The sequence below is a fragment of the Rhodoferax potami genome, assembly GCF_032193805.1.
Taxonomy (GTDB): domain Bacteria; phylum Pseudomonadota; class Gammaproteobacteria; order Burkholderiales; family Burkholderiaceae_C; genus Allorhodoferax; species Allorhodoferax potami_A.
The window spans coordinates 2,257,231-2,270,658 of sequence record NZ_JAVBIK010000001.1 but is presented as its reverse complement, the minus strand read 5'-3'; the positions used below and the strand labels follow the sequence as shown (position 1 = coordinate 2,270,658).

The window sequence follows — 13,428 nt, the reverse complement described above, 5'->3', positions numbered from 1 at the left end:
CTGTCTCCTGCCGGGGCCTCAGCGACGCATGCCGCCGGCAGATGCCGGATGGGCTTGGCGGCCGCATAAGGCGCAAACCTGCAGCGCCAGCCGGTGCAAGGCTTGCCAGCCACTGGCTGGCCAGTCGGGCTGCTTCAGGCCTTTGACAATGCCGTCCACCACATGGGCGGACTGCAAGAGCTCTGCCAAGGTGCGCTCAGACAGCTTGGGCAGCACCCGCTCGAACAGGCGCTCTTTGACGCCCCAGATGCGGTTTTCGCGCAGGGCCATCGGCAAGGGGCGCCCCTGGCCCATGGCGTCTTTGACACGCTTCAAGGAGCGAATATCTTCGGCCAGGGTGTAGTGCACCAGCACTTCGGCCTCGCCTTCGGCTTGCAATCCATCGAGCATGCGCTGCACCCGCGCTGCCTGGCCGGCAAGCACCGCTTCGGAGAGCTTGAACACGTCGTAGCGCGCCACATTCAGCACGGCGCTTTCGACCTGCGCCAACGTCAACACGCCGTCACCGGTATTCGCCGGATACAGCAGGCCGAGTTTTTGAATTTCCTGATGAGCAGCCAGCAGGTTGCCCTCCACACGGTCAGCAAAAAACTGCAGGGTGCGCTGCCCTTCTTCACCGGCGGCCACTCGCTGCCCTTGGGCGCCCAGGCGCTGGGCAATCCACTGCGGCAAGGCGTTGCGCTCAATCGGATCGACCTGAAGCGAGATGCCATAACTCTCCAGCGCGGAGAACCAGGCGCCGGACTTGGTCATCTTGTCCAAGCGCGGCAGCATGACGATGGTGAGGGTGGAGTCGTTGCCCTGCGCGGCTTCGGCCAACTGCTGCAGCGCAACGCTGCCGTCTTTGCCCGGCTTGCCACTGGGGATGCGGATTTCCACAATCTGCTTGTCGGCAAACAGGCTGAGTGAGCCGCCTGCGGCAAGTACCTCGCTCCAATCGAAGTGGGCACCGGCCACGGTGTGCGAGGTTCGCTCGGTGTAGCCCTGGGTGCGGGCCACTGCGCGGATCGCATCCAGCGCCTCTTGCTGCAGCAGCGGCTCGTCACCGTGCAAGGTGTACAGGCTCTTGAGCCCGCGTTGCAGGTGGTTCTGGAGTTGGTTGGCCGCGACTTGCATAAGGTGGTGAGTTTACTTGGCACACCTGCCCTTGCACAGCTGCGGCGCAGGGCTTAGGCGGCCAGCTCCAGCGTTGCAGCCGATGGCGCAAGTACGGTACACAGCAGCGCTGTCGCCGCGCGGGCGGTCTGCCCCCCAAAGTCGCGCAAGGGGTTGTACTCGGTGAGTTCCATCGCCACAAACTGCGGATCGTGACTGCAGCCGTCAAGGGCCTGAAGCGCATCCGCGAGGCGAATGCCCTGCTCGACCGGCGTGCCGGTGCCGGGCGCATCGCGCGGGTCAAGCCCATCGAGATCGAAGCTGATGCCCCACCCCGCAGTACCCGTCGACGCAATAGCCCGAGCCTCGGCAAAGCAGGCGGCAAACCCGCGCTCCAAGACCTCAGGCATGTACATCACGCGCACGCCCAATTGGTTGAGCAAGGCCGGCTCGTAACTGCGGGCACCGATGATGGCGACCTGCGAAGGCAACAACTTGCCGCGCCAGCCAAATAGATCCGTCATCCCCACCGAACCGTGACCCAACAGCGCCGCCAAGGGCATGCCATGAGGGGCTTGCGTATCGGAGGTGTCGGGGGTGTGGGCATCCAGGTGTGCGTCGATCCAGACCAGCCCCACTCTGCCTTGGGGGCGCAGATGTTCTGCCACAGCACTCCAGGTGCCCACTGCACACGAATGGTCACCGCCCACCACCAGGGGTTGCTGCCTGTGGTGCAGCACCTGCGCCACCGTCTGGGCCAGATGCTCCGAGAACCCTTCAATCGCACCCAATCGGCTGCTAGCCAGCATAGGCTGGGCACTCACCGTCTCGCCCCAGGTCACGGTACGTCCGGTCGCTGCCAAAGCGCGCTGCAGACCATGCTCTTTCAGGGCGTTGGAGCCCCATTTGCATCCGCCATCGCTGGCGCCCTCGCCGACCGCTGCGCCGACGATGTGTAACACCGGCTGGCTCATGCGGCTTTGCGCAATGGCGCAGGAACGGTGGTGGCACAAGCGAACAGGTCTTTGGGATCTGCCAGGTCGGGCACCAGTTGCACGGTGCTGCCTACGCCCAGCTTCTGGGACAGTGCATGGACATAGCGCAGAGCCGACAAATCCTCCAGGGCAAAACCCACCGAGTCAAACAAGGTCACTTGTTCGGCGTGGTCCCGGCCTGCAGCGTGGCCAGCCAGTACCTGCCAGAGTGGGTGGGTTACAAAGTCCGCAGGCATCTGCTGCAGCTCGCCCTCGATGCGCGTCTGGGGTTCAAACTCCACGAAAACTTTGGCCTGATTCAGGATGGAGGCCTCCAGCTCGGTCTTGCCTGGGCAGTCGCCGCCCACGGCATTGAGGTGCATGCCGGGTTCGATCATGTCCGCCGTCAGGATGGTGGCATTGGTTTTGTCGGCGGTTACCGTGGTCACGATGTCGGCGCCGCGCACCGCTTCACGGGTCGAGGCACAGCGCACGATGGTCAGCGCGCCAGACTCGGTGTACGGGCGCAAGTTCGCCACCAGCTTGTCGCTGGCCTTGGGGTCCACATCGAACACGCGAAGCGTGGTGATTCCCAGCTGCGTCATGAACGCAATTGCCTGGAATTCACTTTGCGAGCCATTGCCTATCAGGGCCATGGTTTTGCTCTCGGGGCGAGCCAGCACTTTGGCCGCCATGGCCGAGGTCGCAGCCGTGCGCAAGGCGGTGGTAATGGTGAGCTCGCTGAGCAACTCGGGGTAACCGGTGGCCACATCGGCCAGCACGCCAAAGGCCATCACGGTGGACAGGCCTTGCAACGGGTTCTTGGGGTGGCCGTTCACGTATTTGAAGGCGTACAGCGCGTTGTCGGACACCGGCATCAGCTCGATGACACCGTTGGTGCTGTGGTTGGCAGTGCGGGGGGATTTGTCGAAGTCCTCCCAACGCAAAAAGTCTTCACGGATGGTCTGGGCCATCTCGGACATCATGGGGGCCAGACCGTGCTGGCGCACCAGGGCTTGCATGTCATGGACGTCGATATAGCGGGTCATGGGCTTCTCCTCAGGGCAAAGTGCCGCGAGGGGATGCGGATTCCGCATCTACCGCAACGCCGGCAGCTGCACCTAGTCTAGGCCTGCCAGCAGGGAGTTAAGCGACGAAGTCGGGCTGGCAAAGCGCGCAAACCGCTGCCGGCCCCGAATGCCACATCCGAAACGGAATTGCCGGTAATTAGCGGGTCGTACGGACCATCAGGGGGAAGCCGGCAAACTCTTTCACGGTTTGCAGCTCGGTGCTGGTCACCACCTTGTCGACACCCAAGCCGACATCGTCAATCCAAGTATTGGTCAGTTCACGGTAGTGGTTCAAGTCACGGCAAGCCAGGCGGACCAGGTAATCGTAGCGGCCACTCACCAGGTAGCAGGCGATCACCTCCGGGCAGGCGACCATGGCCTGCTCAAAGCGCTGCACCGTCGCCTGGCGCTGGTCCTTGAGGGCAATTTCCGCAAACACCGACACATGCTCACCGATGGACTGGCGTGCCAGCAAAGCCCGGTAACCTTCGATGTGCCCTTCGTCCTCCAGCTTGTGGATCCGGTTCAGGGTCGCACGGGCCGACAGGTTGACCACCTCTGACAAGGCCTGCGCGCTCATACGCCCGTCGCGCTGCAGCAACTCCAGCAAGGTGTGATCGACCCGGTCCATGGCCACCTTACGGATTCAGGCTTTTCACAGCCGCAATACGGCGCAGCAACTGCTGCACGATATCGGACTGCATATCGCGGTAAAGCAGCGCCTCTTCCGCCTCTTTGGCCAGCACAGCAGATTCGTTGAAGCTGACGTCCCGCTCCTGCAAGATGTCCGTGGGCTCAATCAGGTCCTGGCCTTGCGAGGTGCGCATGCGAAAGCGCACCTTGATCCGCAATTGGTATTCGCGCACCTGGCCGGAGGCGTTGAGGGCCACGATCACCTTTTCGCGCGTTTCGCCCAAGATATCGACAATCACCTCCGGAGGCACACCGCCCGCAGCAGGCGCCACCGGCCGCACCATGTCGCCCAGGTAGCGGCTGAGCTCCGAGGCCACCGCCGCGCCCTTTTCGGGCGTGACCGCAATCGTCTCAAAGGCGTAGTTTTGTTTGCCGCGCAGCTTGAAGCCGCAGCCTCCCAGCAGGGCAGCCACAGGCAGCGCAAAAAGCGATCGGCGTTGCAGCATGGTGATCAGACGACGATGTTGACCAGGCGACCGGGCACCACGATGACCTTCTTGGCAGGAGCGCCTGCTGCATGGGCGATGAACACCTCGCTGGCCAGCGCAGCGGCTTCAATGGCGGCCTTGTCAGCCGCTGCCGGTACACGCACCGCGCCGCGCAACTTGCCGTTGATTTGCAGCACCAGCTCGATCTCGTCTTGCACCAGAGCCGCTGCATCCACCTGAGGCCAAGGGGCGTCCAGCAGATCGCCCAATGCCGACGAATAGCCCAACTCCGACCACAAGGCGTGGGACAAGTGTGGAGTGGCGGGATACAGGCAACGCAGCAGAATGCCGAAGCCTTCGATGAGGGCCACTTGCGCACCCGCACTGTCCAGGGCCTTGAAGCCTTCCAGCGCGTTGATCATCTTCATCGCGCCTGACACCACCGTGTTGTACTGCATGCGCTGGTAGTCAAAGTCCACCTGCTTGAGCACGGTGTGCATCTCCAGCCGGAGCGCCTTGGCTTCCTTGCCGAATTCCACATCATTCAGGCTCTTGGCGCCCGCTACGCTTGCGCGAGCAGCTACTGAATCCATAGCAGACAGTTTGTAGCCAAAGTTCCAGACACGGCGCAGGAAGCGGTAGCTACCCTCCACCGCCGAGTCGTTCCACTCCAAAGTGGCCTCGGGGGGCGAGGTGAACATGGTGTAGATGCGGGCGGTGTCTGCACCGTACTTGGCGATCAGCTCTTGCGGGTCCACACCGTTGTTCTTGGACTTGGACATGGTGCCCACGCCCTCGTAGTCGATGGCAGTGCCTACCGGCAGCATGCCATCTGCGCTGTCGACTTCAGTAATCAGCTTGGCGCCCACCACCTTGCCGGCCGCATCATGCACATGCTCCACATCCTTGGGCCAGAAGTACTCTTTGCCACCCTTGGCTGTACGGCGGCTGTAGATGTGGTTGAGCACCATGCCCTGGGTCAGCAGCTTGGTAAAGGGCTCGTCCACCTTCACCAGACCCAGGTCGCGCATGACCTTGGTCCAGAAACGGGCGTACAGCAAGTGCAAGATGGCGTGTTCGATACCGCCGATGTATTGGTCCATCGGCATCCAATAGTCCGCCCCGCCGGCCACCATGGCGTCCGGATTCTTTGGATCGCAATAGCGCATGAAGTACCAAGACGAGTCCACGAAGGTGTCCATGGTGTCGGTCTCACGGCGCGCAGGCTTGCCGCACACCGGGCAGACCACGCCCGCGTGGAAGCCTTCATGCTTGTGCAGCGGGTTGCCGGAACCATCGGGCACGCAGTCTTGCGGCAGGACCACGGGCAGGTCTTTCTCGGGCACCGGCACGGCGCCATGTTCATCGCAATGGATGATCGGAATCGGCGTGCCCCAGTAGCGCTGGCGGCTTACGCCCCAGTCGCGCAGACGCCAGGTGGTTTTCTTCTCGCCTAGCCCTTGGGCAGCCAGGTCTGCAGCCACGGCATCGACCGCTGCCTTGTAGGCCAGTCCATCGTATTTGCCAGAGTTAACTGTGACCGCGCGCTGCTTGTCGCCATACCAATCGGCCCAGGCGTCCAACGAGAAGGTTTCGCCCTCAGCGGAGACGACCTGCTTGATCTCGATGCCGTATTTCTTGGCAAATGCAAAGTCACGCTCGTCGTGCGCAGGTACGCCCATCACGGCGCCATCGCCATAGCCCATCAACACATAGTTGCCGACCCACACAGGCACGGCCGCGCCGGTCAGCGGGTGGGTCACAAACAGGCCGGTGTTCAGGCCCTTCTTCTCTTGCGTGGCCAGCTCGGCTTCGGTGGTGCCACCGGTCTTGCACTCTTCAATGAAAGCGGCCAGCGCCGGGTTGGTTGCTGCAGCATGCGCAGCGAGGGGGTGCTCGGGCGCCACGGCGCAGAAGGTCACGCCCATCACCGTGTCCGCACGGGTGGTGAACACATACATACGGCCGTCACCAATCAGCGCACCGCTCGCGTCCTTGATGTCGTGGGTGAAGGCAAAGCGCACGCCCTCCGACTTACCAATCCAGTTTTCCTGCATCAGACGCACGCGGTCGGGCCAGCCGGTGAGCGTGGCCTTGTCGTTGCCCATCTGCACATGGTCCAGCAGCTCTTGCGCGTAGTCGGTGATCTTCAGGTAGTAGCCGGGGATCTCGCGCTTTTCGACCACCGCACCGGTGCGCCAGCCCTTGCCGTCAATCACCTGTTCGTTGGCCAACACGGTCTGGTCCACCGGGTCCCAGTTGACCACTTGGGTCTTGCGGTAGGCAATGCCTTTTTCCAGCATCTTCAGGAACAGCCACTGGTTCCACTTGTAGTACTGCGGGTCGCAGGTGGCGACTTCACGGCTCCAGTCGATGGCCAGACCCATGGCCTGCATCTGGCTCTTCATGTAGGCAATGTTCTCGTAGGTCCACTTGGCAGGGGGCACTTTGTTCTTGAGTGCCGCGTTTTCGGCAGGCAACCCGAAGGCGTCCCAGCCCATGGGCATGAGCACGTTATGGCCGTTCATGCGCAGGTAACGGGCCAGCATGTCGTTGATGGTGTAGTTGCGCACATGGCCCATGTGCAGCTTGCCGCTGGGGTACGGCAGCATGGAGCAGGCGTAGAACTTCTTCTTGGGCTTGCCGTCCACGCCCACTGCGTTCTCGGTCACACGGTAGGCGGTATCGCCATTCCACAAAGGCTGTGCCCAATGGGCTTGCGCGGCTTGTTCTACGTCGAGGTGCTGGTACTTGTCTTGCATGGGGAGTGAGCAGCAATGGCGCTGCCAAATAGAGAGGCTTGGTGCGATTTTAGGCGCTGCACTGCGCCATGGTTCAGGGAGCTGCTGTCGGCCGCGGTTCGGCCACGAATCCGATCTTGCTCAGACCCGCTTTTTGGGCCAACCCCATCAACTCCACCACCTGCCCATAGGGCACCGTGGAGTCGGCACGCAACTGGACTTCTGTTTGGGGGTTGCGTTTGGCGGCCTCTTCAAATGCTTTGCCGACAGCAGGCTGGTCGAACGGCTGCTCGTTCACATAGACTTGCCCCGCAGGATCCACGGAAACCGCTATAAATTGAGGAGCATTGAGCGCTTGCCCTCCTTGGGCTTGCGGCAGGTTTACCTTGACGGCGCTCACCATCAAAGGTGCGGTGATGATAAAAATCACCAGCAGCACCAGCATCACGTCGATCAGCGGCGTCATATTGATGTCGCTGATGGGTTGGGGTGCATTGGAGCGCTCCAGGCGACCAAAAGCCATGGTCAAGCCCCGTTGCCGCGCGTGAGTAACAACTCACGCAGATCCAGCGCAAAACCTTCCAGATCGGCCTCGATACGCCCGATCAGTCGTCCGAAAATGTTGTAAGCCAACACGGCAGGAATCGCCACCGCCAAGCCTGCGGCCGTCATGATCAGCGCTTCGCCGACGGGACCGGCGATTTTGTCGATGCTGACCTGGCCACCGCCCGTGATACCGACCAGCGCGTGATAGATCCCCCACACCGTACCCAGTAGCCCGACGAAAGGCGCTGTGGAGCCCACCGTGGCCAACAACACCTGCCCGGCTTGGAGACGCTGCAACACACCATGCAAGGCATCGCGCAGCACCCGGGTGAGTTGCTGCCCGCGGTCACCGGCACTCGCCAAGGTACCTGGCTGTTGAACTTGAGATGCCTGCACCAGGGGAAGGACCAAGCCCTCGCGGTCAAAAGCCGGCAGGGCAAGCAAAGCGCCTTGCATATCCGGTGACTGCCAAAAGGCGGCGGTACTGCGGGACACATCGCGCGAGGCTCGCTGCAAAAGCCAGCCTTTCCAAAAAATCACAAACCATGCGACCACCGACATGCTGAGCAGAACCAGTGCAACACTGGTGTGGACCGCATCCCCCTGGAAGATGATTTGCAGCGCACTCATTTCAAATTGAGTACATCAAACATGTCATACAAACCGGGTGCGCGGCCAGCCAGGAAGCGCACAGCGCGCAAGCTGCCTTGCGCATAGGTGGCACGGCTGGAGGACTTGTGGGTGATCTCTATCCGCTCGCCAGTGCCGGCAAACAGCACTGTGTGGTCACCCACGATATCGCCACCCCGGATGGTGGCGAAGCCGATGCTGGAGGGATCACGCTCACCGGTCACGCCATAGCGCTCGTACACAGCGCATTCCTTCAAATCACGACCGAGGGCGTCGGCAATGACTTCGCCCATCTTGAGCGCTGTGCCGGAAGGAGCATCCACCTTGTGACGGTGGTGGGCTTCCACAATCTCGATGTCATAACCGGTAGAAAGCGCTTTGGCCGCCATCTCCAACAGTTTCAAGGTCACATTGACCCCGACGCTCATGTTGGGAGCCATCATGATAGGAATGGACTTGGCGATCTCGGCGATTTCGGCCTTTTGCTCGTCAGTAAACCCGGTGGTGCCGATCACAGCGGCAACCCCCAGCTCGCGGCACACATGCAAATGCGCCAGAGTGCCTTCTGGCCGGGTGAAGTCAATCAGCGCCTTGCTGTTTTTTAGGCCTTCACGCAAATCAGAGGTGATCAACACGCCAGCGGCTTTGCCGGAAAACGCGCCTGCATCCAAGCCCAATGCGGCACTACCCGCGATATCCAATGCGCCAGTCAAGGTGCAATCGTCTGCAGCGCGCACGGCTTCAATCAACATCTGGCCCATGCGGCCGGAGGCACCTGCGATGGCAATGGTATGGGTCATGGTCTAACTATTCGTCAAAGGGAGATCAAAGTCCGCTGGGCTCCAGCGGCGGGTAAGCGGTACCGGAGTTGCCGGAAGACGGCGCGGGCGTGACGGCGCCATCACCCCGCTTGGGCGCGGGAAACTTTTTCAACGCATCCTCGGACGCAGTCAAAGGCGGTAGCGGGCCCGCGACCGCTTTCGAGCGCAGGGTGGACACAAATTCTGTTTCACTGGGCAACTCGTCCGCTTCAATACGGCTGATCGCATCGTTGGCAAAAAACACGGTGACCTTGCGGGCCTGTGGCTCACTGCCCTGGCGCTTGAGCGTGAACACGTAATCCCAACGATCGGCGTGGAACAAACTGGTCAGCAAGGGCGTACCCAGCACGTCCTGCGCGATGGCGCGGGGCATGCCCACGCGCAACACCGCCAACTGCTCGCGGGTCACTACATTGCCCTGCACGATATCGATTTTGTAGGGTGTCATCACACCCAAGGCTTTGTCGCTGGTAGAGCGGACCGATCCGCATGCGCCCAGCGTTGCCAAAGACAAGACAACGGCGGTAGTCCGGAGACTACGGATGGATATAAGGGGCATGAAAATTGAAGAACGATATGATCGCGGCATTGTAGCGGTTGGCCCCAATTGGCCTGTCCGATGACCACGCCAGGAATGTGCTGATGAACAATATTGACGAACTGAAAAACACCGGCCTGAAAGCCACTGTCCCCCGCCTGAAAATTCTGGAGGTCTTCCAGCGCGGCACCCAACGCCACATGACTGCCGAAGACGTGTTCCGGGTCTTGCTGCAAGAGCGCTCCGATGTGGGGCTGGCCACCGTGTATCGCGTGTTGACGCAGTTCGAACAGGCCAGCATTCTCAGCCGCAGTCATTTTGAAAGCGGCAAAGCGGTCTATGAACTCAACGAAGGGCAGCACCACGACCATTTGGTGTGCCTGGATTGCGGGCGCGTGGAAGAGTTTTACGACGCCGAAATTGAAAAGCGCCAGCAAGCGGTCGCTAAGTCCAAAGGCTTTGCGATTGCAGACCATGCACTGAGCCTATACGCCCACTGCACCAAGGGCGACTGCCCGCACCGGAACGCTACGAACTAGTAGCCCTGCGCCATGGCTTTGCGATGGCGCTCCACAAATTCCTGGTAGGTATCGATACCGCGCAACTGCAAAATCGTGTTTCGCACCGCAGCCTCCACCAACACGGCGATGTTGCGGCCTGCCACCACCTGAATCACTACTTTGCGGACTGGAATCCCGAGCACGTCTTGTGTGAGGGGCTCGTAGGGAATGCGCTCGTAGTCTCGCTCCAAGGTTTCGCGGCGAACCAGGTGCACGATCAACTTCAGTCGCATTTTCCGGCGAACCGCTGTTTCTCCAAAAATACCGCGAATATCGAGCAAGCCGATCCCACGGACTTCCAAGAGATTTTGCAAAAGCTCCGGGCAGCGACCTTCAATCGTCGTCTGGTTAATGCGGAAAAGGTCCACTGCATCGTCGGCCACCAAACCGTTGCCGCGCGAGATCAGCTCCAAGCCCAATTCGCTTTTACCCAGACCGGATTCACCGGTGATCAACACCCCAAGACCCAGAATATCCATGAACACACCGTGCATGGACATGCGATCTGCAAAGTGCTTCGACAAATACGCCCGCAGCACATCGATCACAAAAGCGGACGACTCTTTGGTCGCGAACATGGGAATCTGTGCGCGCTCACACATGGCGAGCAGCGCTTGTGGGGCCACTTGCCCGTCGGCTAGCACCAATACGGGCGGCTCCAAGGTCACGATACGTGAGATGCGGCGGGCACAGTCCTCAGGGGTTGCGTTGGTGATGTAGGTAATCTCCCGCTCGCCCAGAATCTGCACGCGATAAGGATGGATGTAGTTGAGGTAACCCACCAAGTCGGCACCAGACCTGGCAGCTTTAATAGCGACCTCGTCAAAGCGGCGCTCTGAGGCACCCAAGCCTGCCACCCACTCCCACCGCAAATGCCCCCGGAATTCTTCGAAAAGGGCGTCAGCGCTTACGGCGGTAGGTTTCACGGCAGTACCAGGCTCGGCAGTGGGGTGTTATACAGCTCTCGCCGATTGCCAACCGGCAATCAAACCGTGCAACTGGGTCGCGTCTGCGCAGCTGGTGATTTGCTCGCGAAGCACGGAATCACTGAGCAACTCCGCAATTTCGGAGAGGATTTCCAAGTGCTTTTGTGTAGCCGCTTCGGGCACTAACAAAAAAATCAGCAAGCTGACAGGCACATCATCGGGCGAATCAAACCCGATAGGGTGAGCCAGCTGAAACACGGCCGCCATCGGTGACTTGAGGCCTTTGATGCGGCCATGCGGAATGGCGACACCATGACCCAAGCCTGTTGAGCCCAAACGTTCACGAGAAAACAAGCTGTCCGTTACCAACGCCCGGCTGAGGCCGTGCAGGTTTTCAAACAGCAAACCCGCCTCTTCAAATGCGCGTTTTTTGCTGGTGACATCGACTTGCGCAAGTACTTGCGAAGGAGGGAGGATGGACGCGAGGCGGTTCATGGTAAGGAGCGGATTATGCACATAAAAAAACCGCCCGTACTAGGGCGGTTTTAGTGTTGTGGACTCAATTGCAACACTACATCAGACGTTTCGGTGCCTCGTGGTGGTGATTTTGCAGCCGGTCTTTGTGCCGAACCACTTGGCGGTCCAGCTTGTCGACCAGATCATCCACCGCGGCATACAGGTCTGAATGCGCGCTCTCGGCAAACATGTCGCTGCCTTTGACGTGGATATTGCATTCGGCACGTTGCCGTCGTTCCTTTTCCTTTTGCTTTTCAACGGTGAGCAGAACCTTGACATCTACCACTTGATCGAAGTGGCGCATGATGCGATCGAGCTTGGTCGTGACATAACTACGCAGGGCCGGGGTAACTTCAAGGTGGTGACCGCTGATCGTCAAATTCATAAATAACCTCCAGTTGCTCTCAGGGTTGAAAAAGCTTCCTGCCACTCGGGCAATCAGCACTCAAACTTGTTCACCAAATTGCGGTCTCGTTGAACTCACTATGCGCCCGTTTCGGCCCAAATGCAAAAACTTTTTGTAATGCACCGCAACAAAAATGGACTTATTCAAGACGGCTTGGCCAGGCCCTGATGAAGGTTCAGTCTAACCGCAACAAACACCGCCAAAACGCTGGCTACCGCACCGATCAAGGCGGAAAGCCAATAGTTCTGCACTAGGCCGGCCGCATCCCGGCTAATGATGTACCCCCCCACCAACGCGGCCAAGCCCATGGCGGCGGATTGCACCGATGCGTTCAGCGTCATGAAGGTGCCCCGTAAAGCCGGGTTGGCAGCGGAAGTCACCATGGCCATTCCGGGAATCATGCGACCACTGCCGCACACAAAAAACAAGGTGGACACCAGCAAAGCACCGGCCATTCCCACACGGCCCAAAAGCGTCAAGCCCACTAAGGGCAAGACAAACGCCAAGGCAATCGCGCGAAAGGTATTGAACTTGCCCCAACTATCCGCCAAGCCACCGAACCAGCGCGCGGTAATCAAGGTCGCAACGCCACCGCACAAGTACACATAAGGCACCTGATCCGCGCGCAAACCCACATTGGTTTGCATAAAGATCGTGATGTACGGGATGACAGTGAATCCGGAGAACATCAGCAAGGCCGAAAAGCTGAAGGCCTTGAGGTGGTTCCGGTCTTGCAGCACCTCCGATATCCGGCCCCAGGCAGATGCATCAGCGTGACCCTGAAGGTGGCTATTCAATGCAGGCAGGGTCAAGAAAGCAAACACTGCGAACAGAACGCAGATGGCGGCGATCAAAAGAAACGGCATGTGCCATCCAAACTGTGCAGCCAGAAACAACCCCAGTGGAACACCGGCCACCGTAGACACCGAGAAGGAAGTCATCACAACACCCATGGCACGACCACGGCGCTCAAAAGGAATGACATCACCCACAATGGTTTGGCTCAAGGCGGACAACACCCCGCCAAAAAGACCGGCAAACACCCGCGCGACCATCAAGGCCTCGTAACTGGGCGCAATGCCGCAAGCCAGGGTGGAGAGCGCAAACAAGCTGTACAACACTAACAGCAAGCGCTTGCGATCAAACTTGTCAATGTAGGTCGAGGCCAGCAGGCCGGACGCACCACCCGCCAGCGTATAGGCCGAGACCAACAGGCCGAACTGGGCATCACTGATGCGAAACAGGCTGGTCAATGCCGGCCCGAGAGGCATCATGATCATGAAGTCGAGGATGTTGGTGAACTGGATGCCCGCCAGTGTGATTAGCAGCCAGCGTTCGCGCCGGGGAGTCATGGAGAGAGGCATCGTAAAAAGAGTCGCTGGAGAACAGAATGGGCACTTACTCTAGCAGTCTGTGCGGTGCGATAATTTCTGCTTCTGAATTACCGGAGAGCACTCCTTGGAAACCTACCCTAGTCGGTAGCT

General features: G+C 60.0%; 15 protein-coding genes. 1 reads left to right on the top strand and 14 read right to left on the bottom strand.

Translation table 11 applies throughout. The annotated features are described in order from the left end of the window. Window positions 1-18 precede the first annotated feature (18 nt). The 10 genes from holA to bamE all read right to left on the bottom strand — a co-directional run bounded on the left by holA (window position 19) and on the right by bamE (window position 9,557). Window positions 19-1,116: a DNA polymerase III subunit delta gene (holA, locus tag RAE19_RS10795; protein ID WP_313874888.1), complete on the bottom strand. Its 1,098-nt coding sequence runs from the start codon at window positions 1,114-1,116 to the stop codon at window positions 19-21. A gap of 53 nt (window positions 1,117-1,169) precedes the next feature. After that, complete coding sequence (locus tag RAE19_RS10790) at window positions 1,170-2,069, bottom strand: arginase (protein WP_313874887.1); 900 nt, start codon at window positions 2,067-2,069, stop codon at window positions 1,170-1,172. Next, window positions 2,066-3,118 carry an ornithine cyclodeaminase gene (locus RAE19_RS10785; RefSeq protein ID WP_313874886.1) on the bottom strand — a complete coding sequence of 351 codons (1,053 nt, stop codon included), beginning with the start codon at window positions 3,116-3,118 and terminating at the stop codon, window positions 2,066-2,068. Before RAE19_RS10785 ends, RAE19_RS10790 begins: the two co-directional genes overlap by 4 nt. A gap of 178 nt (window positions 3,119-3,296) precedes the next feature. Next, on the bottom strand, window positions 3,297-3,770 hold the full coding sequence (locus RAE19_RS10780) for an Lrp/AsnC family transcriptional regulator (RefSeq protein ID WP_313874885.1): 474 nt from the start codon (window positions 3,768-3,770) through the stop codon (window positions 3,297-3,299). 7 nt (window positions 3,771-3,777) lie between these two features. Continuing rightward, entirely contained in the window at window positions 3,778-4,278 is a 501-nt protein-coding gene (lptE, locus tag RAE19_RS10775) for an LPS assembly lipoprotein LptE (RefSeq protein WP_313874884.1), read from the bottom strand. Between the two features lie 5 nt (window positions 4,279-4,283). Then, window positions 4,284-7,022 carry a leucine--tRNA ligase gene (gene leuS / locus RAE19_RS10770; protein WP_313874883.1) on the bottom strand — a complete coding sequence of 913 codons (2,739 nt, stop codon included), beginning with the start codon at window positions 7,020-7,022 and terminating at the stop codon, window positions 4,284-4,286. Window positions 7,023-7,095: 73 nt separating this feature from the next. Further along, complete coding sequence (locus tag RAE19_RS10765; protein ID WP_313874882.1) at window positions 7,096-7,524, bottom strand: ExbD/TolR family protein; 429 nt, start codon at window positions 7,522-7,524, stop codon at window positions 7,096-7,098. A 2-nt stretch (window positions 7,525-7,526) separates the two neighbouring features. After that, entirely contained in the window at window positions 7,527-8,177 is a 651-nt protein-coding gene (locus RAE19_RS10760; protein WP_313874881.1) for a MotA/TolQ/ExbB proton channel family protein, read from the bottom strand. Beyond that, a complete protein-coding gene (gene dapB, locus RAE19_RS10755; RefSeq protein WP_313874880.1) occupies window positions 8,174-8,977 on the bottom strand; it encodes a 4-hydroxy-tetrahydrodipicolinate reductase in 804 nt (267 codons plus the stop codon). Before dapB ends, RAE19_RS10760 begins: the two co-directional genes overlap by 4 nt. Before the next feature lie 25 nt (window positions 8,978-9,002). Next, window positions 9,003-9,557, bottom strand: coding sequence for an outer membrane protein assembly factor BamE domain-containing protein (bamE, locus tag RAE19_RS10750; RefSeq protein WP_313874879.1), 555 nt, complete (start codon window positions 9,555-9,557; stop codon window positions 9,003-9,005). An 83-nt stretch (window positions 9,558-9,640) separates the two neighbouring features. Here bamE and fur point away from each other — a divergent pair, with 83 nt between their 5' ends. Beyond that, window positions 9,641-10,075: a ferric iron uptake transcriptional regulator gene (gene fur / locus RAE19_RS10745; RefSeq protein ID WP_313874878.1), complete on the top strand. Its 435-nt coding sequence runs from the start codon at window positions 9,641-9,643 to the stop codon at window positions 10,073-10,075. On the opposite strand, the gene hprK is transcribed toward fur, so the two are convergent. From hprK to RAE19_RS10725, 4 genes are all read right to left on the bottom strand, one after another. After that, window positions 10,072-11,022, bottom strand: coding sequence for an HPr(Ser) kinase/phosphatase (gene hprK, locus RAE19_RS10740; protein ID WP_296510778.1), 951 nt, complete (start codon window positions 11,020-11,022; stop codon window positions 10,072-10,074). The genes fur and hprK overlap by 4 nt on opposite strands. Window positions 11,023-11,049: 27 nt before the next feature. Further along, window positions 11,050-11,517, bottom strand: coding sequence for a PTS sugar transporter subunit IIA (locus RAE19_RS10735; protein ID WP_313874877.1), 468 nt, complete (start codon window positions 11,515-11,517; stop codon window positions 11,050-11,052). A 76-nt stretch (window positions 11,518-11,593) separates the two neighbouring features. Continuing rightward, the gene (gene hpf / locus RAE19_RS10730) at window positions 11,594-11,923 is read right to left on the bottom strand and encodes a ribosome hibernation-promoting factor, HPF/YfiA family (RefSeq protein WP_313874876.1); all 330 of its coding nucleotides are present in this window, start codon (window positions 11,921-11,923) and stop codon (window positions 11,594-11,596) included. A gap of 164 nt (window positions 11,924-12,087) precedes the next feature. Continuing rightward, window positions 12,088-13,296: an MFS transporter gene (locus RAE19_RS10725; protein WP_313874875.1), complete on the bottom strand. Its 1,209-nt coding sequence runs from the start codon at window positions 13,294-13,296 to the stop codon at window positions 12,088-12,090. Window positions 13,297-13,428: the final 132 nt, after the last annotated feature.

Coding starts and splice junctions, on each gene's coding strand:
- RAE19_RS10765 (WP_313874882.1), bottom strand. CDS start 7,524: ATGGCTTTTGGTCGCCTGGAGCGCTCCAATGCACCCCAACCCATCAGC.
- holA (WP_313874888.1), bottom strand. CDS start 1,116: ATGCAAGTCGCGGCCAACCAACTCCAGAACCACCTGCAACGCGGGCTC.
- RAE19_RS10785 (WP_313874886.1), bottom strand. CDS start 3,118: ATGACCCGCTATATCGACGTCCATGACATGCAAGCCCTGGTGCGCCAG.
- fur (WP_313874878.1), top strand. CDS start 9,641: ATGAACAATATTGACGAACTGAAAAACACCGGCCTGAAAGCCACTGTC.
- bamE (WP_313874879.1), bottom strand. CDS start 9,557: ATGCCCCTTATATCCATCCGTAGTCTCCGGACTACCGCCGTTGTCTTG.
- lptE (WP_313874884.1), bottom strand. CDS start 4,278: ATGCTGCAACGCCGATCGCTTTTTGCGCTGCCTGTGGCTGCCCTGCTG.
- hpf (WP_313874876.1), bottom strand. CDS start 11,923: ATGAATTTGACGATCAGCGGTCACCACCTTGAAGTTACCCCGGCCCTG.
- RAE19_RS10790 (WP_313874887.1), bottom strand. CDS start 2,069: ATGAGCCAGCCGGTGTTACACATCGTCGGCGCAGCGGTCGGCGAGGGC.
- RAE19_RS10760 (WP_313874881.1), bottom strand. CDS start 8,177: ATGAGTGCGCTGCAAATCATCTTCCAGGGGGATGCGGTCCACACCAGT.
- RAE19_RS10780 (WP_313874885.1), bottom strand. CDS start 3,770: ATGGACCGGGTCGATCACACCTTGCTGGAGTTGCTGCAGCGCGACGGG.
- leuS (WP_313874883.1), bottom strand. CDS start 7,022: ATGCAAGACAAGTACCAGCACCTCGACGTAGAACAAGCCGCGCAAGCC.
- RAE19_RS10735 (WP_313874877.1), bottom strand. CDS start 11,517: ATGAACCGCCTCGCGTCCATCCTCCCTCCTTCGCAAGTACTTGCGCAA.
- dapB (WP_313874880.1), bottom strand. CDS start 8,977: ATGACCCATACCATTGCCATCGCAGGTGCCTCCGGCCGCATGGGCCAG.
- RAE19_RS10725 (WP_313874875.1), bottom strand. CDS start 13,296: ATGACTCCCCGGCGCGAACGCTGGCTGCTAATCACACTGGCGGGCATC.